The sequence below is a fragment of the Haloarcula sp. H-hyl2 genome, from assembly GCF_056934385.1.
In genome coordinates, this window is the sequence record NZ_JBRIIJ010000001.1 from 1,748,993 (window position 1) to 1,767,885 (window position 18,893).

An 18,893-nucleotide genomic window follows, 5' to 3' on the forward strand; every position below is an offset into this window, starting at 1 on the left:
ATCGCGCCGCCCGACAAAAAAGCGTACCCCCGAGACCGGTGGTCTCAGCGGAGGAGGTCGGCGATGACGTTGATGAGGAACCACTTCATCGCGTTGACCGGGCCGATGCCGTCGATGCGGATATCGCCGTCAGCGACCGCCGCCTGGAAGTCGGCCGACGGCGTCTCGGAGTTCAGTATCTGCGTCATGGTATCGCGGTCAGTCGACAGCTTCAGCGTCGCGTCCGACCGCGTCTCGGGGCGCTGGTCCTGGATCTGCAGGTCCGCGTCGAGTTCGAACGACGCGGTCGCCTGCGAGCCGTCGGTATCCGTGACGACCATGTTCACGCGCTCGTTCCGAAGCTGGCCCGCAAGCGGCCCGTAGTCGTCGGGGTCGACCTGATCGTTGTACGCCGGGACCATGGCGTCGAAGTCGTCGTAGAGGTCGTCCGCCCACGCTGGCTGCCCGCTCTGTGCGACGGTCGTACCCGTCCCAGCGGCGATCACGAGGAGCGTCGAGAGGACGAGCGTCACGAACCAGGGTTTCGTCGGTAATCCCACCATACCGGATAATTCGCCGGAGAAGAGCTTAAACTAGTACTGTCACGGTGGGGAGGGCAGTCGCTGCCCCGGACGTGGCTCGCTCAGAGCCGGAACGTCGGCCCGTCGTCGGTGTCCTGGACCTCGACGCCGAGCGCTTCGAGTTCGTCCCGGAGGTCGTCGGCCCGTTCGTAGTTGCCCGCCGCCCGTTCCTGTTCGCGGACGTCCAGAACGAGTTCGACGAGGTCCTCGGCGACGGTGACGTCGCTGTCCTGCTCGCTCCCGAAGCCGAGTCCCAGCACGTCCCCGCCGAACGTCTCGAAGGCCTCGACCGCCCGGCGGAGACCGCGATAGTCGTAGGCATCGTGGCTGTCGACGTGGGTGTGGACCGCGGCAGTCAGGTCCAGCAGCGCCGTCATCGCCTCCCGTGTGTTGAAGTCGTCGTTCATCGCGGCTTCGAAGTCGGCCTCGGCCGCGTCGACGGCCCCACGCAGGGCCTCGTCGACGGTCTTCGCGTAGGCGTCGACGCTGTCGCAGGCCGCGACGGCCCGCTCGTAGCCACGTTCCAGGCGGTCCCAGCGCTCCTGGGCCTCGGCGATCGTCTCGTCGCTGTAGGTGGCCCGCGAGGTGTAGGCCGTCGACAGCAGGAACGTCCGGAGGACGTCGGGGCCGAACGCCGCGACGGCGTCGCCAACGGTGAAGTAGTTGCCCAGCGAGGAGGACATCTTCTCGTCGTCGGTTTCGAGCAGGCGGACGTGGAGCCAGTACCTGGCAAACTGCTGGCCGGTCGCGGCCTCGCTCTGGGCGACCTCGTTCTCGTGGTGGGGGAACACGAGGTCCTGGCCGCCGACGTGGACGTCGATGGTCTCGTCGAGGTGGGTCATCGACATCGCCGAGCATTCGATGTGCCAGCCCGGCCGGCCCTCGCCCCACGGCGAATCCCAGGTCTGGGCCGTCGTACAGGCCTCCTCGGCGGGTGCGGCTTCAGGGTGCTGATGCTCGGCGATGTCCGCGGGGTCGACGCCGCCGGCCTTCCAGAGCGCGAAGTCCGCAGGGTGGCGCTTCTCCGTCTCGGCGTCCTCGTCCTGGGATTCGATGTCCTCGACGGTCTGGTTCGAGAGCTTCCCGTACTCCTCGAAGCTCGTGACGTCGAAGTAGACCGAGCCGTCGGCCTCGTAGGCGTAGCCGCCCTCGACGAGTCGCTCGACGAGGTCGATGATCTCGGGGACGTGCTCTGAGACCCGCGGGTACACCTCGGCGCGATCGAGGTTGAGCGAGCGCATGTCCTCGATGACCTGTGAGACGTAGTGCCGGGCCACGTCGGCCTCGCTGTCCCCGTCCTCGCCGACGCGGGCGACGATCTTCTCGTTGACGTCGGTGAAGTTCTCGACGTGACGGACGTCGTAGCCGACCTGTTCGAGCCAGCGGCACATGACGTCGACGTGGACCCAGCCGCGGGCGTGGCCCAGATGTGGCGGGTCCGAGGTCGTCAGGCCACAGTAGTACAGCAGCACGGAGTCGGGGTCCTGTGGCTCGAAGGGCTCTTTCTCGCCGGTCAGCGTGTTCGTCACGCGGATCGTCATTACCCGAGTGCACTCCGTCCGCTCGTTTCAACCCGTCGGAACCACGCGGGAGCCGGAACCGATATGTGAGGGGTTGACAAATTACCGGCCGTGACTTCCGGGGGGAGCAGCGACCGGCGTGGAACCACTGCAGTGACCACCAACCTCCTGCTGGTCGTGGTGGCCGTCGTCTTCGCACTCGGTCTGGCGATGTTCGCCTTCGACATCGGCGAGACGGTCGAGGACACCGGACCGGCGGTCGCCGTGACGATCACCGGCGCCGATGGCGACGGCGCGACCGCCGACTGCAACCCGACGGTCGGTGCGACCCTCGTGCGTGTGCACCACGAGAGTGGGACCGCGATCCCGGCCGACGAGGTGCGACTCCGTGGCGCGACGCCGACCGACGGCGCCCTCGCCCTGAGCGCACGCTGTACGGGCGTCGGGAGCCGACTGGCCGCGGGTGAATCGTTCACGGTCGCGGCGATGCCGGACGACGCCGTCGAACTCGCGTGGCGACCGGACGACCACAACGTCACGCTGGCGGAGTGGGCCGACTAGTCGACGACAGCTTCGACGACTCTGAGAGCGTCGGGGCCGTCTCGGCGGCCCACCGCCACGATCAACGATTCCCCGGCGGTGCCGGCCGCCTCGACCTCGATATCGGCGGCCCGGAGCCGTCCCAGCACCTCGGCCAGAACCGCCGGCGAGACGTCACCGGTGGCGACGATGCCCGTGAGCGACCCGCCACCGCTGGCGAGGGATTGGCCGCCGACTCGCAGGAGCGGTCCCTCGCCGTCGGTGGGGCCCAGACCGCTCTCCATCGAGACACGGGCGTCCGCGGTCGGTGGTTCGTGGCCGGGCAGTTCCTCGGCGAACCGACGCAGTGCCGTCGCGACCGCCTCGGTCTCGCCGTCGACATCGAGCGTGCGTGCAGCGGCCGTGTAGTTGACGACGCCGGCCTGGAGCGCGTCGTAGAGGAACGGGCGCGCCCGGACCGCGTCGCGGGTCTCGGCTGCGAGTGACATGGTTCAGAGGGCGGGCCGGGACAGCAAAAAGGTGTCCAGACCGGGAGACGATACCGTGGGACGGGCAACGAAGCCCCTAAGGACAGCTCGGCCCAACACGGCGGTATGGAACAAGCGCTCGTCATCGCAGCCCACGGCTCGCATCTCAACGCCGAGTCGAGCACGCCGACGTTCACCCACGCGGACACCATCCGCGCGACCGGCGCGTTCAGCGAGGTCCGGGAGTCCTTCTGGAAGGAGGAACCGGCCTTCCGCGAGGGGCTGCGGACCGTCGACGCCGACGAAGTGTACCTGGTGCCGCTGTTCATCTCCGAGGGCTACTTCACCGAGCAGGTCATCCCCAGAGAGTTCCGCTTGGAGGAGTGGGACCCCGAACTGTGGGACTCGGACGGCACCAGCGCGACCCACGCGACGCTGACGGCCAGCGACACCGACCAGACGGTCCACTACTGTGGCCCGGTCGGGACCCACGACTCGATGAGCGACGTCATCGTCCAGCGGGCCAAATCCGTCACCGGCGACCCGGACGTCGGTGACGGGTTCGGACTGGCCGTCGTGGGCCACGGCACCGAGCGCAACGAGAACTCCGCGAAGGCCATCGAGTACCACGCCGACCGCATCCGCGAGATGGACCGCTTCGACGAGGTCCAGGCGCTGTTCATGGACGAGGACCCCGAAGTCGACGACGTGACCGACTTCTTCGAGGTCGACGATATCGTCGTGGTCCCACTGTTCATCGCCGACGGCTACCACACCCAGGAGGACATCCCCGAGGACATGGGCCTCTGTGAGGACTACCGCGACGGCTACGACGTCCCGGCGGCGGTCGACGGCCACGACATCTGGTACGCAGGTGCAGTCGGCACCGAACCACTGCTTGCCGACGTGGTCCTCGAACGGGCCGCCGACGCTGGCGCCGACGTCGAGCGTGCCATCGACCAGGTACGTGACCGGACCCGCGGCGCCGACCCGGCGGCCGGCGACTGAGGCCGGTAATCGACCAGGCCCGGAACGGGCGCCTTTTTGCGGTCCGACTCCTACCCGGCGGATATGGACGACACCCACGTCGAGGCGTTCGCCGACGCCGCCGTCGACGGCGTCGACTTCGACGGCATCGAGGCGCAGGTCGACGACGACAGCTTCACGCTCTCGACGGCCGACGGGACGACCGCCGAGGGCGCCGCCGGGGACCTCGCCGACGTGGCCCAGCAGGTCGCGGACCACGTGACGAACTGGTACTTCTGGCACGCGACCGCCCCCCAGGCCGAGCCACGCTGGGCCTTCCTGCGCTGGCTCGAAGGTGCCGACGAGACGTCGGTGCCCGAGCGCTACGACCGCCTCGGCGACGGAGTGACGACCACCTGGGGAGAACTCGCGATCACCGTCACAGTCGACGCGGACGGCCAGCGCGTCTACGACCTCCGCCACGAAGAGGACCGCGACGCGGACCCGGCCGATCTAGAGAGATACGAGGGACCGCTCGCGGCTCGCGACCTGGCGAAACACGACGAGCGGGGCCGATACCGGCCGCTCAAGACGGCCCCGACGCTCCAGCGTGGCTGGGCCCTCTCGGACCTCGGTCCAGACGAACTCGTCACTGCAGTCCACACCTTCTATCCCGCGACCGTCGAGAACTGGTATCGGGAGCGACAGGGCGCCCTGGACGTGACCCACTGGCACGAGACCACCCAGCGCCAGACCGGCATCTACGGCGTCGTCAAGACCTGGGACCGCGGCGACGGCTACGAGCACGTCAACTGGGTCGCCGAGGCCTGCTGTGACGACTCCCAGTGTCTCAAGCGTCGCGAGTGGCAGTACGACGAGGAGACAGACCTGGATGTCGACGGTGGGAGCGGGGTATTCCCCTGTCGGGAACCCTGCTCGGTCGTCATCACGGCCGCGCGCCAGTGGACGAAGATGGAGTCCGAGGAGCCCCAGACCTACGAGTTCGAGTTGACCCCAAGCGAGAAAGAACAGATCGAAGCCATCATCGACGCAGTCGCGGACGGCGAGGTCGCCGACATCCGCGAGGCGGACATCTACGAAGGTGCCAACCGCTACCGGACTCGGTTCCTTCGTGCGAAACGCCTCGGCGACGAGGGGAACCTCGGCGGCGTCCCGACCGGAAACGACGAGTGACCATCAGGCCAGCAGACTGTACAGCGCGATCAACACGCCGACGACGACGACCGCCGCGCCGACGAAGACGACCGTGTTCTGGAACAGCGCGACCGCACCCAGCGCCGTGAGCAGGGCCAGCGTCGCCAGAACCATCACCGGGAACGTGCCGACCGAGGCCGGCAGCCCGCCTGGTTCCGGATCCGGCTTTGGTTTCGGTTGCGACAGTTCCTCGCCGACCTGGACCGTCTCTTCGGTCTCGTCGGGTTCGACCAGCGAGATCTCGACGAGTCGGGTCTGAGCGCCGTAGCCGCTCACCACCTTGAGATTCCCCCGGACAGACCCCGCGCCGGTCACCTCGACACGGACGAGTCGTTCGGACTCGCGCTCGACGTAGTGGTTCGTCGCCGCCAGCGAGGCCACCGACGAGAGGTCGCTGTCGAGATGCAGGTGGACGTGGGTGGGTTCACCGTGGTTGATCAGTCGGATGTCGAACCCACCGGTCGACTCGTAGTCCGTGGGGACCTCCAACCCGTGTATCTCCTCGCGGTTGATGTGGATCGGCAACGGGTCCGGCACGGGTACGACTGCGCGGTGACGGAAGAAAAAGGTTCAGGCCGGTGCTTCGTCGCGCATGTCCGGGGGCAGCAGGTTGGGGATACCGTCCTCGATGGGGAAGGTCTCGCCACACTCGGTACAGACCAGCGTGCCGGCCAGGATCTCCTCGCCGTCACGCTCGTCGACGTCCAGGTCCAGGTCGTGCTTGTCGAGCGGACAGCAGATGATGTCCATCAGGTCCTCTTTCATGCCCGGAGCCAGGGCCGGCCCTCGCAAAAGTCTGCCGCTCTCTCCGGGTGGGTAGCCATCGAACGAACAGCGTTGCTGTATCCAGCGGCCTTATCTCGGTGGGAGACCAGCACAGGATCATGAGCGAGACCACACTGTACGACCGACTCGGTGGTCGTGACGGGATCGCGGCCGTCGTCGACGCGTTCTACGACCGCCTCGTCGCCGACGAACAACTCGGACCGTACTTCGAGGGTGCCGACATGGAACTGCTCAGACGGACACAGACCGACCACCTCTGTGAGGCCGCTGGGGGGCCCGAGACGTACGACGCGACACCGGTCCGGGAAGCACACCTGCACGTCCCGTTCTCCGAGGATGACATCGCCCGTGCGGTCGAACTGCTCGACGAGACACTGGCCGAGGCTGGCGTCTCCGGCGAGGACAAGGACGCGGTACTGGCGGCGGTCACACGGTACGAAGCCGATCTACTCGCAGAGGAGTGAGCCGCGATCAGAAGGGGCGTTCGCGGACGATGGTCTCGCCACGGCCAGGGCCCACGCCGATGGCGTAGACCGGCGTGTCGAGTTCGTCCTCGATGTACTCCACGTAGGTCCGTGCGTTCTCGGGCAGAGCGTCGTAGCCCTCGTCGGCGACGGCCGCCCAATCGACTTCGGGCCAACCCTCGAAGGTCCGGAAGTTCGCTTCGCACTCGCCCCACTGTTCGGTGGTGGCGGGCATCGAGAGCATCTCCTCGCCGTCGAGGGTGTAGGAGTGGCCAACCTTTACCTCGTCGAGGCCGGCGAGCACGTCGAGATGGTTGACGGCGAGGCCGGTGAATCCGGATGCCCGCTCCGCGTGGCGAAGCATCGGCATGTCGAGCCAGCCGACCCGGCGCGGTCGACCGGTAACAGTCCCGTACTCGCCACCCTCCTCGCGGATGTACTCGGCCAGTTCGGCGTCCGGACCGGGGTCGTCCGGGTCGTACCCAGGGGTGTGTCCCTCGACGCCACCGAGTTCGGTCGGAAGCGGGCCGGTCCCGACACGCGAGAGGTAGGCCTTGACGATACCGACGACCTCCCCGTCGCCGACGACCGTCGGGCCGAGACCGGTGCCGGTGCAGGCACCGCCCGCTGTCGGGTTCGAGGAGGTGACGTAGGGGTAGATGCCGTGATCGATGTCGATAGAGGTCCCCTGTGCGCCCTCCAGCATGACGTTCTCCCCGTCGGCCATCGCCGCCGAGAGGAACTGCCCGGCGTTGACCGTCATGTCGCTCGCTTCGAGCCGGCGGCCGAACTCGCGGAACTCCGTGAAGATCGCGTCGATATCGAAGGCGTCCGGCTCGTCCAGTTCCGTGACGTCGATCCCGTAGACGTCCTCCAGCAGTGCCCGTTTCTGCGGGACGACGTACTCCAGGCGGTCCCGCAGGACGTCGGGGTCGAGCAGGTCGCCGACCCGGACCCCGCGTCGCCCGGCCTTGTCCTCGTAGGTGGGGCCGATACCCCGACCGGTCGTGGCGGCTTCCAGATCGGTCTCGCTCTTGACGTCCTCCTCGATGCCGTCCAGAACTCGGTGGAACGGCAGGATGACGTGGGCGCGTTCGGCGACGCGCACGTCCGGGTCGAGGCCGCGGTCCTGTAGTGTGTCGATCTCGTCGAACAGCGTTCGCGGATTGACGACGCACCCGTTGCCGAGGACGCCGACTTTGCCACGGATGGCTCCACTCGGCACGAGCGAGAGCTTGTACTCCTCGCCCTCGTGGACGACGGTGTGGCCGGCGTTGTCGCCGCCCTGATAGCGCGCGACGACGTCCGCGTCGTCGCCGTACAGGTCGACGATGCCGCCTTTCCCCTCGTCGCCGAGTTGTGAGCCGACGATGGTTACGGTCATCGCTCGGACGTTTTGGCCTGCGTGATAAACCGATTACGGTCCCTCTCGGGGCTCGTCCGAGCGTCGACCAGTGGTGGCGTCTCCCATGTGAATCGTTACGACGCTTTTAAGACACTGCCGTGTGAACCCGAAAATCCGGCAAAGCGGGCGGTCCGAGGGTAACTTTTAAATCCTGCTACCACAAGTTAACAATTGCCATGATAGACAGGCTTGAGAAGGAAGTCGACATGCTGGAACGCCACCTACAGGTGCTCCGCATGGTCATCGAGAACGAGCCTATCGGGATCGTGAAGATGTCCAACGAGACTGGCTACCCCCACCACAAGGTTCGCTACTCGCTGCGGGTCCTCGAAGAGGAGAACCTCATCGAGCCCTCCAGTCAGGGTGCGATCACGACCGAGCAGACGGGCGAGTTCGTCGACGACTTGGACGAGAAGATCGACGAGATCATCGAGAAGCTCGAAGGAATGAAGATCGAAGACGCGGCCGAAATCGAAGGCTGATCTCGCGGGTTCGATAGCCCGGGCGACCCTGTTCTGTGTTGCTCTCGAACTAGAGCTCCGGGACGGCCATATTGAACTCCCCTTCGCGCGCCTCGAGCAGACAGAGGTGATAGCCGTCCGACCGCGAGAGGTTCACGAAGCTGGCCCGCTTGCTCCGGCTGAACAGCCCACTGGCAGTGGCCTCCTCGGCCGTCTCCAGGGCCTCCGGGTCGAAGAAACTCTTGGTGACCAGGAACGCCGCCGCCAGCGAGCGACTGGTGTTGCCGAGCTTCTCCGTCGTCGTGATCAGATCGGTCATCTGCTCTCTCGTGGCGGGCTGTTTGCGGTCGTTGATGTTCGCGACGATGAGCGGGTTGCCCATCCGGTCGCGGACGACCACGTCGTATCGCTCCTGTTCGCGGTGTTCCTCGCCGTCCTCGACGTAGGTGATCGAGACCTGACCGTTGAGTTCGATCCGGTCGATGTTCGGGAGGGCGTTGTAGACGACCTCCATCTCCGTACTGTGGCCCGTGTCGCGGATCTCGTAGAGGAGCCTCCTGACGAGCCACGCGACGAACTGGTACTCCAGACAGCCGGTGAGGAACTCGTGGAACGGCCGGCCGTCGACGGTGGTACCCTCGGCCTCGAACTGCGTGTGGTACTGGATCCGGAGGTTCGCGTCGACGTCCTCGGGATCTGCGCTCCCGTCACGAGCGTCCGCGAGTGTCGCCGCGCTCTTGGAGTCGTAGCGGACGAAGAGGTTCGTCCCGCGCAGTGCCTCGTCCGGTCGCAACCGCTGGCTCGGGTCCGTCCCGGTCACCTGGTCGGGGAGCTGACCACGGAGCGAGGAGACCCGCTCCTCGAGACGGGCGATCTCCTCGTTCGCCTCGCGGAGCTGTGACTGCAAGCTGTCCCGCTCGGCTCGCAGATCCTCGGCCTCGCCCTCCAGCGTCGAGAGTTCCGACTCCAGTCTGGAGAGTTCGGCGGTCCGTTCGTCCAGTTCCCGGCGGAGTTCCCGGATCCGGTCGTCACTCCTCGACCGGCGGTCCGTCGACGCGGACTCGTCCGACCCCGCCGACTGGTCCGCTCGCCTGTCGGTACCGGCTGGCGGACTCGACTGGTCGGGCGTGCCCTTGACAGCCTCGGTCGAACGCGGTGACTGCTGGTCGCGTCGGCGTGGCTCTGCGGACTCCGTCCGCGCTGCCTGTCGCTCGGACGATGCTGGCTGGTCGGACTGCCGTTGGGACGACGACCCGGTCTGGTCGGGCTGTCGCGGCGAGGACGGTTCGGCCTGTCCTGTCGATGGCTCGGAGCGCTCGGACTGGTGCTGTGGCGGTGTCTCTGACTCGTCGGCCTGACTCCGAGCCGGCGTCTCCGACTGGGCGTTCGCTGTCGTGTCGGTCTGTCGCCGGTCGACGTCCTGCGACTCGGGGCGCTGTGTCTCCTGGGCGGGCCGGTCGCGGTTGTTCGACGTCGCGCCGGCGAGCTGTGTCGAGCGCTCCGGGTCCAGCGACGGGATCGAGCGCGTCTCGAAATCCGGGACCCCGCCGTCGCTCTCGTCGTCGGCCGGTGTCCTCGTCTCGGTCGCGTCTGACTGGTCCGATCCAGTCAGTTCACTGGCTGGTTCGGGGTCGTCTCCTGTCGCGGCTGGCTCCACCGTCTCGGTCGTCGTCGACGACTGGTCGGGAGCCGCTCCGGCTCGGTCCTCACGTCGCCGTGACGCTGTATCTGTCGGCGCCTCGTCGACCTCTCGACCGCTCTCACCGGTGGTCTCGGACTCGTGGTGTCGTCGCTCGGGCTCGTCGTCCCGTCGCTGGTCGTCTTGCCGGTCCGGAGCGGAAGCGTCACCGCCGTTGGTGTCGCTCTCGACGGGTCGGGTCTCCTCGCGCTCGGGGGACCCAGAAGACTCCCGCCGGTCCCGACTCCCGGTTCCGGTCTCGCGGCCACCGATACTCTTGGATCCAGGGGGGCCCCCGGTCGGCTGGTCGCGCTGTGTCTCTGTCGGTGTGGTGTCTTCCCTCTCGTCTGTCGCTCGTGCGTCCGTAGATTCTGTCGTGGACGTGTCCTCGGGCACGTCTCTCGTCGCCCGTGCCCACTCCTCTGGCGAACGATCGTCGGTGGTCGAGGAGCGCTGCTCGCTGTCGGACCGCTCGGCTGTCGCCTGCTGCCCCGACGAGTCGGCCCCACTGCCGGTCGACCGCTCTGTGTCCCGGTCCGCAGATGTGTCGCTCCCGTCGCCGGCTCCACCGCCGCTCATCACGTCGTCGGTCGACTCACTGCCGCCCGCGTCCGGAATCTCGACCGGGTCGATGTCCGCGGGGAAGACCTCGTAGATGCCGACCTCGCCGTCGGCCTGCTCGAACGCCTCGTCGTCTGTGATCAGCCGGCCGGACGAGCCGACCCAGGCGACGCTCATCGACCGACCCTGGTGGTAGACGACGTAGTAGTCACCGGAGAGGACGTTCTCGGAGAGTTCGACGTAGCCAGTAAAGCTCCCGCTCGACAGCGTCGAATCGACCTCGGAGATGGAGGTATCCTCGGTGTAGTACTGGCCCTGTGCGTCCTGGCCTTGCGCCTCCATCACGGCGAGCAACGGCAGCGCCTCGTGGGGGGCCTCGCGTGCCGTCCCGTCGGCGTCCTCGAACTGCTCGATGTCGCCGCCGAGAATCCCGACGACCGTCCCGTTCAACATGAACAGGCGCGCCGGCCCTGCCAACACCACGCCGGAGAACTCCCGGTCTGCGAGTGTCCGGAGCCCCGCATAGCCCCCGCGGAACGACACCGGGTCCCACTCGTCGACCTGATCGACCGTACGGCTACTCATTACCCCTACCAAGCCACATTACGGACAAATAGTTTGTGCCCCGTCAGACGGGCGGCGTGTAGCCTGTGAGACTACCGGGCCGACAGTCCGGCACCGACTGCGATACCGATGCTCAACCCGATCGCGATTCCCAGCGCGAGGTTGTCCAGTACGATCCCGAGCGCCACACCCAATCCTGCGCCGATAGCGATCCCGACACCGAGATATTCCGCGTTCGGTTCGTCGTCTGGTTCCGCTCCCATGACGGGAACTCGCGCGGACGGACAGTATAGCTGTTCCCACAGGACTCGACTCCGACGAACATATGACCGGTGAGCCGTAACTGCGGGTATGGAAGAGGAACCAGGGTTGAGCGACCAGTACCCGACCGCCAGTCCGTGGCCGCTGTTCGTCGCGCTCGGGCTGGCACTCTCGGAGGTCGGCGTGTTCGTCGGGCTGTTCCCGGTGGCCGTCTTCGGCCTCATCCTCTTTGGCGGGAGTATCGCTGGCATCCTCACCGAATCCGGGTACGTCGACCGACCGTGGCCGACGCTCGTCGGTGTCGGCGTCGTGCTGGCGGCCATCGCCGCACTGATCGCCGTCACACAGCTCCCGATGGCCGAACTCGTCGTCTCGAACATCGGCGAGGGGCCGCTATTCACGCGACTCGTCGCCGTCGTCGTCGCCGGCGTGGTGATGGCTGCGATGGGTGGGGTCGGCTCCATCATGGAGCAGACTGCGGTCTGAGCGAAACCAACAGTCTATTTACCGGCCTTCGCTAAGCCACATCCATACATGGCACTGTTCGGGTTCGAAAAGGACACCCTACTCGACCTGACGGTCAACGTCATCCCGCTCGGGATCCTCGCGTTCTTCATCCTGGCGTTCGCCGTCGTCCCGGCCTTCGGTACCGATCCGGTGTTCTCGGGGCTCCAGTTCGCACTGATGATCACGATGTTCTTCCTGCTGGCCGTGCTGACGTACTACGCCGGCAGGGCTGTCGAAGACGCCGAGAAGGCCGAAGAGGCAGCGGAATCGGCGGAGTAAGCGGCCCGTATTCTCACGCCGTTCTCGACCCGGTTGGGGAGCTACGCCACCGTCCAGTCCCCGTCCTGTCCCCGACATATTCGGGTGGTGTTTGAAAGGGAATCGTCCCTTTCATTATCTCCCAGTCCTGAGAGGCGACCATGGCAGCAGGAGATCTAGTGCTGACGGGGTTGATGGCCGTCCTCCTCGTCGGCATCGCCGCGCTCTTGACGCGCATCGAGAACTGGCGGTCGTACACACCGCTGGCCGGTGGGACAGCCACCGGGGAAGACATCACCGTCGTCCGCCGGGAGAAGCCAACGGGAGTCATCCGCTGGCTGACGACGGTCGACCACAAGGACATCGGCCTCCTCTACGGGCTGTACGCGATCATCGCCTTCGCCGTCGGTGGCATCATGGCGATGCTCATCCGGCTCCAGCTCGTGACGCCGTCGGGGGCGTTGCTCGGAGCGAGCGCGTACAACTCTATCCTGACGAGTCACGGTATCACGATGCTGTTCCTGTTCGGGACGCCGATCATCGCGGCCTTCGCGAACTACTTCATCCCGCTGCTGATCGGGGCCGACGACATGGCGTTCCCCCGGATCAACGCCATCGCGTTCTGGCTGCTCCCACCGGCCGCACTGCTCATCTGGGCCGGCTTCTTCCTCGCACCGGTCACCGAGAACATGATCGAACCGGCCCAGACCGCTTGGACGATGTACACGCCGCTATCGGTCGAGCAGACCAACCCCGGCGTCGACCTGATGCTGCTGGGACTGCACCTCTCGGGGGTCGCGGCCACGATGGGTGCGATCAACTTCATCGCGACCATCTTCACCGAGCGCGCCGAGGACGTCTCCTGGGCGAACCTGGACATCTTCTCGTGGACCATCCTCACCCAGTCGGCGCTCATCCTGTTCGCGTTCCCGCTGCTTGGGAGCGCACTCGTCATGCTCCTGCTCGATCGGAACCTCGCGACGACGTTCTTCGCCGTCGAGGGCGGTGGCCCGCTGCTGTGGCAACACCTCTTCTGGTTCTTCGGCCACCCCGAAGTCTACATCCTCGTGCTCCCGCCGATGGGGCTGGTCAGCCTCATCCTGCCGAAGTTCTCGGGCCGGAAACTGTTCGGCTTCAAGTTCGTCGTCTACTCGACGCTGGCGATCGGTGTGCTCTCCTTTGGCGTCTGGGCCCACCACATGTTCTCGACCGGGATGGACCCCCGGCTTCGGGCCTCGTTCATGGCCGTCTCGCTGGCCATCGCGATTCCCAGCGCCGTCAAGACGTTCAACTGGATCACGACGATGTGGAACGGCCGCCTGCGGCTCACCTCGCCGATGCTGTTCTCTATCGGCTTCGTCGCGAACTTCATCATCGGCGGTGTCACCGGCGTCTTCCTCGCCGCGGTGCCCGTCGACCTCATCCTGCACGACACCTACTACGTCGTCGGTCACTTCCACTACGTCGTGATGGGTGCGATCGGTTTCGCCGCCTTCGCTGGTATCTACTACTGGTTCCCGATCTTCACTGGGCGGATGTACCAGCGGACGCTCGGGAAGGCCCACTTCTGGCTCTCGATGGTCGGGACCAACCTGACCTTCTTCGCCATGCTGGCGCTTGGCTACCTCGGGATGCCTCGTCGCTACGCCACCTACGAGATTAACGGTGCCATCGCGCCGCTGGTCCAGATCGAAACGTTCCACCTGCTCGCGACGGTGGGTGCGGTCATCCTGCTGGTCGGGCAGCTCATCTTCGTCTGGAACGTCGTCCAGTCCTGGCTCGAAGGGCCGCGAGTCACGGACGGTGACCCGTGGAACCTCGAACGCGACGGCATGCTCGACCGCGAGTTCCAGTGGTTCGACGACCAGCTCGAGACCGCAATCATGGACGGCGGACAGGAAGAAGACGCAGTCCGGACCGACGGCGGCCAGCCTGCCGACGAGTCCGAGAACTGAGCGGTTCGGCGGTTCTGCTTTTTCGAGATCGGTTCGCTGTTTCGCCTCGACCGCCAGCGCCGTCAGGCGCCGGCGACCAGGACGATAGCGGTGACGAACATCATCACGGCGATACCCGAGAGGACGACGAACAACAACTCCTTCTGGGACATACCACGACTACGGGGCCGAAGTGAAAAAGGCTAATCGTCCTGACTCCCTACATCTGTCCATGACAGAGGAGCCGGCCGGCCGGTCCGGCGAACGCGTCGTCGTCTGGTTGTACGGTATCATCGTCGCCCTGGCCGGTGTGATGGGCTTCGTCCTGGGCTCGATCCGCCCGGATGACCTCGAACCCGAACTGTTCGGGGTGATCACACTCCCGCCGACGCCACTCGGTGTCGCTATCTACGGCGTCGCCACGGTCGGCGTCGGGCTGGGGATCCTGCTCGGCCTGGTCATCGTCGTCTCACGCAACACCGAGACGGAGGTCAGGGACACCGGACCACGACAGTAGCTTTAATTCGACGGACAGGATACAAGGAGGTAACACCCCGTCGTATGACCCTCCTCCGGATACACAACCTGACCAAACGCTTCGGTGACGTGACCGCTGTCGACGACCTCTCCCTGGAGGTCGGCGACGGTGAAGTGTACGGCTTCCTCGGGCCCAACGGCGCCGGGAAGTCGACGACGATCAACGTGCTGCTGGGCTTCATGCAGCCCACGAGTGGCAGCGTCTCGGTGTTCGACCTGGACGCCCAGGAACACAGCGTGGCCGTCCGCCAGGAGACCGGGACGCTCCTGGAGGGCTACGGCGTCTACCAGCAGTTGACACCCTCCGAGCACCTCGACCAGGCAATCAGCACCAAGGAAGCGACCGACGATCCCGAGCGGTTGCTCGACCGGGTCGAACTCGAAGGGGACGCACGCGACCGCCCGGCCGGCGACCTCTCGAAGGGGCTGCGACAGCGCCTCGCACTGGCGATGGCACTGGTCGGCGGGCCGCGATTACTGGTCCTCGACGAACCCACGACCGGCCTGGACCCGAACGGCGCGCGGATGCTCCGCCGCGTCGTCCGGGAGGAGGCCGACCGCGGCGCGACGGTGCTGTTCTCCAGTCACATCATGGCCCAGGTCGAGGCCGTCGCCGACCGCGTCGGTATCCTCCAGCACGGCTCGCTCGTCCAGGAAGGACCCGTCTCGGCTCTCCGGCAGGAACTCGACGCCGACACCACGCTGTCGATCTACGTCGAAGCGACACCAGCGGACCTCGTCGAGGACCTGCGGACGATCGAGGGCGTCTCCCGCGTGAGCGCGAACGAGGGCGAGCTGACCGTCACCTGCAGCGGCGGCCAGACCAAGGTCTCCGTGCTCGACCGGGTGGCTCGCGGCGGCGTCGGCTTCGACGACTTCGCCGTCCGGGAGCCGTCGCTGGGCGACGTCTTCTCGGCCGCCACGGAGGGCCCGGCATGACCTGGCAGGACGTCGCGCGCGGCGACCTACTCCACCTGCGTCGCTCGAAGATGGGCTGGACCGTCGCCGCCCTCATGCTGCTGTCGACCGTCGGCGTCGCGGTGACCGCCTTCCTCATGACTCTCGGTGGGGGGACGACACCCGAAGTCAGGGCAGTCCTGATGTTCATCGCGGCGATCCAGGTCGTCCTCCTGCCACTGGTCGCACTTGTCGGGAGCTACGGGGCTATCGTCACCGAGCGCAAGACCGGCAGCGTCCGGTTCCTGCTCGGGCTCCCGAACTCCCGGTTCGACGCCTACCTCGGAAAGCTCGTCAGCCGGACGCTGCTGGTGGCACTGCCGTTTGCAGTCTGTCTGACAGCCGCGTGGCTCTTCTCGGCGCTCGTGTTCGATGGGTTCGCGCTCGTCGGGTTCCTTGGCGTGCTGGGCTGGTCGCTCGTCTACGCGGTCGTCGCCGTCGGGATCGGACTGACGATCTCTGCCAGCGTCAAGACCGAGACAAGAGCGGTCGCCGGAATCGCGGGCAGTATGCTGCTCTTTGGCGTCATCTGGCCGCTCGCACAGCACTTCGCGCTCATCCTGGCGCCGACAGAGTATCTTGAGTACCCACAGCCACCCAAGCCATCGTGGTACTACGCGTTCGGCCAGCTGAATCCGGGTGTCGCCTACACGCGGCTGGTGTTCGGCACGTTCGAAGAGGGCGCCATCGTGCCGCTTGCGGCCCCCAACGAGCCGCTGGGCTACGTCACCGCAACCGCCGGGTTCGCCATCGTCGGACTGCTGGGCTGGTTCGTCGTGGCTCCGTGGCTGGGCTTTACGCTGTTCCGGTCGGTCGACCTGCCCTGAATACCTCGCGCTACTCGTTTTGCAGTCGCTGTGTCGTCTCGACGAGCGGGTGGTGGGCGTAGTCGACCACGTCGATGTCGTCGATGCGTTCCAGTCCCGACTCGGCGGCCGTCTCGGCCATCCCGAGCGAGACCGGCTCGTCGAGGACGATGACGTAGGCGTCCATCTCTTCGACACCGGCCCGCTGGGCGGCTTTCACGCGGTGGTGCCCGTCGGCCAGCAGGAGCTGGCCGTCGTTGTCGATGACGACGAGCGGTTCGGCCAGCCCGTGTTCGAGTTCGTACATCCGCCCCTCCAGTTCGTCGGCGTAGACGGTCGTCTGTGTCGGTGTCAGGTCCGCGAGCGCGACCTCGCGGCGTTCCTCGTGGGCGGTGACACCGTGGATACGCTCCAGCGTCTGTGTGAGGTTGTCCACCTTGTCGGGGGTCGCGCGCTCGATCTGTGAGCGGACGACGTCGGCGTTCGAGATGATGCCGACGAGGTGGCCGGCATCGTCGACGACCGGGAGCTTCTGGAGCCCCGACCGGAGGATGACCCGCGCAGCGTCCTGGATCGCCATATCGGGGTGTGCGACGACGATGTCCTCACTCATCACGCGGAACATGGGCTCGTAATCCTCCGCGAGCAGCAGGTCACGCGCGCTGACGAACCCCTCGACCCGGCGCCCGTCGGTGACCGGGAAGCCGTTGAAGCCGTCGCTCTCGGCGATCCGGCGGGCGACAGTCGCGACCGTGTCGTCGAGATCGACCGTCGAGACGTCCCGGGTCATGTACTCCCGTACGCTCGGCTGTCCGGACTGACCCATCAGCGGAGGTTCGCCACGCGCGAACAAAAAGTCTCGCCTACGGCGAGTCGACCTCGGAGGCCGACTCGCCCTCGTCGGTCGCGTCGGGACCCTCGGACTCGGGTTCGACCGTGGGACCGACGACCGCCTCGGGCCCGTACGTCGAGTTGGCGTAGACGGTGCCGAGCAACCGGTGGGAGCGGGACTCGACGGCGTCGAGGAACCGATCGTTGACGACCGAGGTGACGATCTCGTAGAGCGACTCCTGCCGGTCGTCGACCGACTCCAGAACGCCCAGTGTGATCTGTGCCCCGGCCATGTCGGCGTGTCCACCGGCCGAGCCGATCTGCCCGAACGCGTCTCTGAGTACCTCGCCGAGGTCGATATCGGCTCCGCGGGCCCGGGCCGACGCGTAGATAGTGCCGTCGATGACACCGTAGACCAGCGTCGTCTGGACGTCCTCCATGTCCAGCAGCCTGTCGGCAGCCTGTGCCAGCGCGTCTCTGTCCGAGAGTTTCCCGACGCAACTGAGCAGGACCGACCCCTCCATGGTGCGGTTGGTGATGGCGCTAGCGATGACCGAGAGCGTCTCGGCGCTCACGCTCGGGTCCTCGATGCGCTGGAGGACGGTCATGTCCGACCGGGGAACGAGGTGTGCCGCCGCCTCGAAGTCGACGGCCGACACCTCGCGCTGGAAGTCCCTGGTATCGACGCGAATGCCGAACAGCAACCCGGTCGCGACCGCCTCGGGGATGTCGACGCCGAACTGCTGGAGGTAGTCCACGAGCAGCGTGCTGGTCGCACCGACACCGCTCCGGAGGTCGACAAACTGGGCCTCGACGGGCGCACGGGGTGGATGGTGATCGATGACGATATCGACGTCGAGGTCGGCCGGGAGCTGGTCGTTGACGCCGGGCCGGGAGTGATCGACGAGCGCGAACCCCTCGTAGGCCTCCAGATCGGCGGGCGAGTCCGGATCGAGCTGGACGAGGTCGTACTCCAGCAGGTTCACGAACGCGCGGTTCTCCTGGTGGGAGATCGACCCGTAGTAACAGATCGTCGACGCACAGTCAGCCCGCTCGGCGAGCAGTCCCAGCGCGACGGCACTGGCGATGGCGTCCGGGTCCGGGTTGTCGTGCGTGACGATGGCGATGGAGTCGAGGTCTCTGAGCACCCGCTGGAGCTGTCGGACGCGGGTGCTCTCGCCACCGACGACCTCCTCGAGCCGGTCGGTAATCGCCGCCGCGGGGTCGACGACCCGGTCGACGCTGCCAGCCAGCGCCGTGAGTTGATCCGCCGTGGGGTCGGTGCCGGCGTACGCCAGCGTGAAGGCCGCCGGGAACTCGTCGGCGACGGCGCTGGCCGCCGCCAGGTTCCGGGCCGGGTCGTCGCTCGCGATGGCGACGGTGTCCGGGTCGATATCGAGCCCAGCCAGTGTCGCGGGGTCCGTCTGGTCGGCTACCTGGACGGCGACGCCGTCCTCACGGAGCGCAGACGCCTGGTGCTCGTCGTCGGTCACCACGGCCAGCTCCTCGCTGCTGTCTCGCATCTCCTCGAGCAGGGCGAGCGCGGTAGACCCGGTTCCGAGCACCAACCGAGAAAGCATACCAGTCTGTCGACGCCGGAGCGTCTAAAAACCCG

Annotated in this window: 21 protein-coding genes; 11 read left to right on the forward strand and 10 right to left on the reverse strand. The window is 66.7% G+C overall.

Annotated features, from left to right (window positions below):
• Nucleotides 1-44: 44 nt before the first annotated feature.
• Together Hhyl2_RS09085 and cysS are read right to left on the reverse strand one after the other, a co-directional pair.
• Complete coding sequence (locus Hhyl2_RS09085) at nucleotides 45-542, reverse strand: hypothetical protein (protein WP_483550420.1); 498 nt, start codon at nucleotides 540-542, stop codon at nucleotides 45-47.
• An 80-nt stretch (nucleotides 543-622) separates the two neighbouring features.
• Nucleotides 623-2,101 (reverse strand): cysteine--tRNA ligase, encoded by a 1,479-nt coding sequence (gene cysS / locus Hhyl2_RS09090; RefSeq protein WP_483550421.1) that lies wholly within the window; start codon nucleotides 2,099-2,101, stop codon nucleotides 623-625.
• Nucleotides 2,102-2,191: 90 nt separating this feature from the next.
• Between cysS and Hhyl2_RS09095 the strand changes: the two genes are divergently transcribed.
• The gene (locus tag Hhyl2_RS09095; RefSeq protein WP_483550422.1) at nucleotides 2,192-2,641 is read left to right on the forward strand and encodes a hypothetical protein; all 450 of its coding nucleotides are present in this window, start codon (nucleotides 2,192-2,194) and stop codon (nucleotides 2,639-2,641) included.
• Here the strand turns inward: Hhyl2_RS09095 and Hhyl2_RS09100 are convergent.
• Entirely contained in the window at nucleotides 2,638-3,108 is a 471-nt protein-coding gene (locus tag Hhyl2_RS09100; RefSeq protein ID WP_483550423.1) for a DUF7523 family protein, read from the reverse strand. The two genes, Hhyl2_RS09095 and Hhyl2_RS09100, sit on opposite strands and share 4 nt — an antisense overlap.
• 105 nt (nucleotides 3,109-3,213) lie before the next feature.
• Between Hhyl2_RS09100 and Hhyl2_RS09105 the strand changes: the two genes are divergently transcribed.
• Entirely contained in the window at nucleotides 3,214-4,095 is an 882-nt protein-coding gene (locus Hhyl2_RS09105; protein WP_483550424.1) for a CbiX/SirB N-terminal domain-containing protein, read from the forward strand.
• A gap of 63 nt (nucleotides 4,096-4,158) precedes the next feature.
• Nucleotides 4,159-5,247, forward strand: coding sequence for a DR2241 family protein (locus tag Hhyl2_RS09110; RefSeq protein ID WP_483550425.1), 1,089 nt, complete (start codon nucleotides 4,159-4,161; stop codon nucleotides 5,245-5,247).
• Nucleotides 5,248-5,250: 3 nt separating this feature from the next.
• Here Hhyl2_RS09110 and Hhyl2_RS09115 read toward each other — a convergent pair whose 3' ends face one another.
• Both Hhyl2_RS09115 and Hhyl2_RS09120 read right to left on the reverse strand, forming a co-directional pair.
• Nucleotides 5,251-5,805 carry a DUF7524 family protein gene (locus Hhyl2_RS09115; RefSeq protein WP_483550426.1) on the reverse strand — a complete coding sequence of 185 codons (555 nt, stop codon included), beginning with the start codon at nucleotides 5,803-5,805 and terminating at the stop codon, nucleotides 5,251-5,253.
• 33 nt (nucleotides 5,806-5,838) lie between these two features.
• Nucleotides 5,839-6,033 carry a methytransferase partner Trm112 gene (locus Hhyl2_RS09120; RefSeq protein ID WP_483550427.1) on the reverse strand — a complete coding sequence of 65 codons (195 nt, stop codon included), beginning with the start codon at nucleotides 6,031-6,033 and terminating at the stop codon, nucleotides 5,839-5,841.
• Between the two features lie 119 nt (nucleotides 6,034-6,152).
• On the opposite strand from Hhyl2_RS09120, the gene Hhyl2_RS09125 reads away from it, so the two are divergent.
• Complete coding sequence (locus Hhyl2_RS09125; protein ID WP_483550428.1) at nucleotides 6,153-6,518, forward strand: truncated hemoglobin; 366 nt, start codon at nucleotides 6,153-6,155, stop codon at nucleotides 6,516-6,518.
• Nucleotides 6,519-6,525: 7 nt separating this feature from the next.
• Here Hhyl2_RS09125 and Hhyl2_RS09130 read toward each other — a convergent pair whose 3' ends face one another.
• Nucleotides 6,526-7,902 carry an adenylosuccinate synthase gene (locus tag Hhyl2_RS09130; RefSeq protein WP_483550429.1) on the reverse strand — a complete coding sequence of 459 codons (1,377 nt, stop codon included), beginning with the start codon at nucleotides 7,900-7,902 and terminating at the stop codon, nucleotides 6,526-6,528.
• Between the two features lie 197 nt (nucleotides 7,903-8,099).
• Between Hhyl2_RS09130 and Hhyl2_RS09135 the strand changes: the two genes are divergently transcribed.
• The gene (locus tag Hhyl2_RS09135; RefSeq protein WP_135304560.1) at nucleotides 8,100-8,405 is read left to right on the forward strand and encodes a hypothetical protein; all 306 of its coding nucleotides are present in this window, start codon (nucleotides 8,100-8,102) and stop codon (nucleotides 8,403-8,405) included.
• 49 nt (nucleotides 8,406-8,454) lie between these two features.
• Here Hhyl2_RS09135 and Hhyl2_RS09140 read toward each other — a convergent pair whose 3' ends face one another.
• Nucleotides 8,455-11,208, reverse strand: coding sequence for a DUF7527 domain-containing protein (locus Hhyl2_RS09140; RefSeq protein ID WP_483550430.1), 2,754 nt, complete (start codon nucleotides 11,206-11,208; stop codon nucleotides 8,455-8,457).
• Nucleotides 11,209-11,279: 71 nt separating this feature from the next.
• Nucleotides 11,280-11,450 carry a glycine zipper domain-containing protein gene (locus tag Hhyl2_RS09145; RefSeq protein WP_483550431.1) on the reverse strand — a complete coding sequence of 57 codons (171 nt, stop codon included), beginning with the start codon at nucleotides 11,448-11,450 and terminating at the stop codon, nucleotides 11,280-11,282.
• 88 nt (nucleotides 11,451-11,538) lie between these two features.
• On the opposite strand from Hhyl2_RS09145, the gene Hhyl2_RS09150 reads away from it, so the two are divergent.
• The 6 genes from Hhyl2_RS09150 (at nucleotide 11,539) to Hhyl2_RS09175 (ending at nucleotide 16,468) form a co-directional block, all read left to right on the forward strand.
• Entirely contained in the window at nucleotides 11,539-11,934 is a 396-nt protein-coding gene (locus tag Hhyl2_RS09150) for a DUF7541 family protein (protein ID WP_483550432.1), read from the forward strand.
• 48 nt (nucleotides 11,935-11,982) lie between these two features.
• Nucleotides 11,983-12,234, forward strand: a complete 252-nt coding sequence (locus tag Hhyl2_RS09155; protein WP_483550433.1) for a DUF6684 family protein — start codon at nucleotides 11,983-11,985, stop codon at nucleotides 12,232-12,234.
• Between the two features lie 140 nt (nucleotides 12,235-12,374).
• Nucleotides 12,375-14,168, forward strand: coding sequence for a cytochrome c oxidase subunit I (gene ctaD, locus Hhyl2_RS09160; protein ID WP_483550434.1), 1,794 nt, complete (start codon nucleotides 12,375-12,377; stop codon nucleotides 14,166-14,168).
• 211 nt (nucleotides 14,169-14,379) lie between these two features.
• Entirely contained in the window at nucleotides 14,380-14,664 is a 285-nt protein-coding gene (locus tag Hhyl2_RS09165; protein WP_483550435.1) for a DUF7520 family protein, read from the forward strand.
• A gap of 44 nt (nucleotides 14,665-14,708) precedes the next feature.
• On the forward strand, nucleotides 14,709-15,623 hold the full coding sequence (locus tag Hhyl2_RS09170) for an ABC transporter ATP-binding protein (RefSeq protein ID WP_483550436.1): 915 nt from the start codon (nucleotides 14,709-14,711) through the stop codon (nucleotides 15,621-15,623).
• On the forward strand, nucleotides 15,620-16,468 hold the full coding sequence (locus Hhyl2_RS09175; protein WP_483550437.1) for an ABC transporter permease subunit: 849 nt from the start codon (nucleotides 15,620-15,622) through the stop codon (nucleotides 16,466-16,468). Before Hhyl2_RS09170 ends, Hhyl2_RS09175 begins: the two co-directional genes overlap by 4 nt.
• A 10-nt stretch (nucleotides 16,469-16,478) precedes the next feature.
• Here Hhyl2_RS09175 and Hhyl2_RS09180 read toward each other — a convergent pair whose 3' ends face one another.
• Together Hhyl2_RS09180 and Hhyl2_RS09185 are read right to left on the reverse strand one after the other, a co-directional pair.
• On the reverse strand, nucleotides 16,479-17,273 hold the full coding sequence (locus tag Hhyl2_RS09180; RefSeq protein WP_483550438.1) for a CBS domain-containing protein: 795 nt from the start codon (nucleotides 17,271-17,273) through the stop codon (nucleotides 16,479-16,481).
• A gap of 37 nt (nucleotides 17,274-17,310) precedes the next feature.
• Nucleotides 17,311-18,858, reverse strand: coding sequence for a DHH family phosphoesterase (locus Hhyl2_RS09185; protein ID WP_483550439.1), 1,548 nt, complete (start codon nucleotides 18,856-18,858; stop codon nucleotides 17,311-17,313).
• Nucleotides 18,859-18,893 lie beyond the last annotated feature (35 nt).

Coding starts and splice junctions, on each gene's coding strand:
- Hhyl2_RS09085 (WP_483550420.1), bottom strand. CDS start 542: ATGGTGGGATTACCGACGAAACCCTGGTTCGTGACGCTCGTCCTCTCG.
- cysS (WP_483550421.1), bottom strand. CDS start 2,101: ATGACGATCCGCGTGACGAACACGCTGACCGGCGAGAAAGAGCCCTTC.
- Hhyl2_RS09100 (WP_483550423.1), bottom strand. CDS start 3,108: ATGTCACTCGCAGCCGAGACCCGCGACGCGGTCCGGGCGCGCCCGTTC.
- Hhyl2_RS09105 (WP_483550424.1), top strand. CDS start 3,214: ATGGAACAAGCGCTCGTCATCGCAGCCCACGGCTCGCATCTCAACGCC.
- Hhyl2_RS09110 (WP_483550425.1), top strand. CDS start 4,159: ATGGACGACACCCACGTCGAGGCGTTCGCCGACGCCGCCGTCGACGGC.
- Hhyl2_RS09120 (WP_483550427.1), bottom strand. CDS start 6,033: ATGAAAGAGGACCTGATGGACATCATCTGCTGTCCGCTCGACAAGCAC.
- Hhyl2_RS09125 (WP_483550428.1), top strand. CDS start 6,153: ATGAGCGAGACCACACTGTACGACCGACTCGGTGGTCGTGACGGGATC.
- Hhyl2_RS09130 (WP_483550429.1), bottom strand. CDS start 7,902: ATGACCGTAACCATCGTCGGCTCACAACTCGGCGACGAGGGGAAAGGC.
- Hhyl2_RS09135 (WP_135304560.1), top strand. CDS start 8,100: ATGATAGACAGGCTTGAGAAGGAAGTCGACATGCTGGAACGCCACCTA.
- Hhyl2_RS09140 (WP_483550430.1), bottom strand. CDS start 11,208: ATGAGTAGCCGTACGGTCGATCAGGTCGACGAGTGGGACCCGGTGTCG.
- Hhyl2_RS09145 (WP_483550431.1), bottom strand. CDS start 11,450: ATGGGAGCGGAACCAGACGACGAACCGAACGCGGAATATCTCGGTGTC.
- Hhyl2_RS09150 (WP_483550432.1), top strand. CDS start 11,539: ATGGAAGAGGAACCAGGGTTGAGCGACCAGTACCCGACCGCCAGTCCG.
- Hhyl2_RS09155 (WP_483550433.1), top strand. CDS start 11,983: ATGGCACTGTTCGGGTTCGAAAAGGACACCCTACTCGACCTGACGGTC.
- ctaD (WP_483550434.1), top strand. CDS start 12,375: ATGGCAGCAGGAGATCTAGTGCTGACGGGGTTGATGGCCGTCCTCCTC.
- Hhyl2_RS09165 (WP_483550435.1), top strand. CDS start 14,380: ATGACAGAGGAGCCGGCCGGCCGGTCCGGCGAACGCGTCGTCGTCTGG.
- Hhyl2_RS09170 (WP_483550436.1), top strand. CDS start 14,709: ATGACCCTCCTCCGGATACACAACCTGACCAAACGCTTCGGTGACGTG.
- Hhyl2_RS09175 (WP_483550437.1), top strand. CDS start 15,620: ATGACCTGGCAGGACGTCGCGCGCGGCGACCTACTCCACCTGCGTCGC.
- Hhyl2_RS09180 (WP_483550438.1), bottom strand. CDS start 17,273: ATGGGTCAGTCCGGACAGCCGAGCGTACGGGAGTACATGACCCGGGAC.
- Hhyl2_RS09185 (WP_483550439.1), bottom strand. CDS start 18,858: ATGCTTTCTCGGTTGGTGCTCGGAACCGGGTCTACCGCGCTCGCCCTG.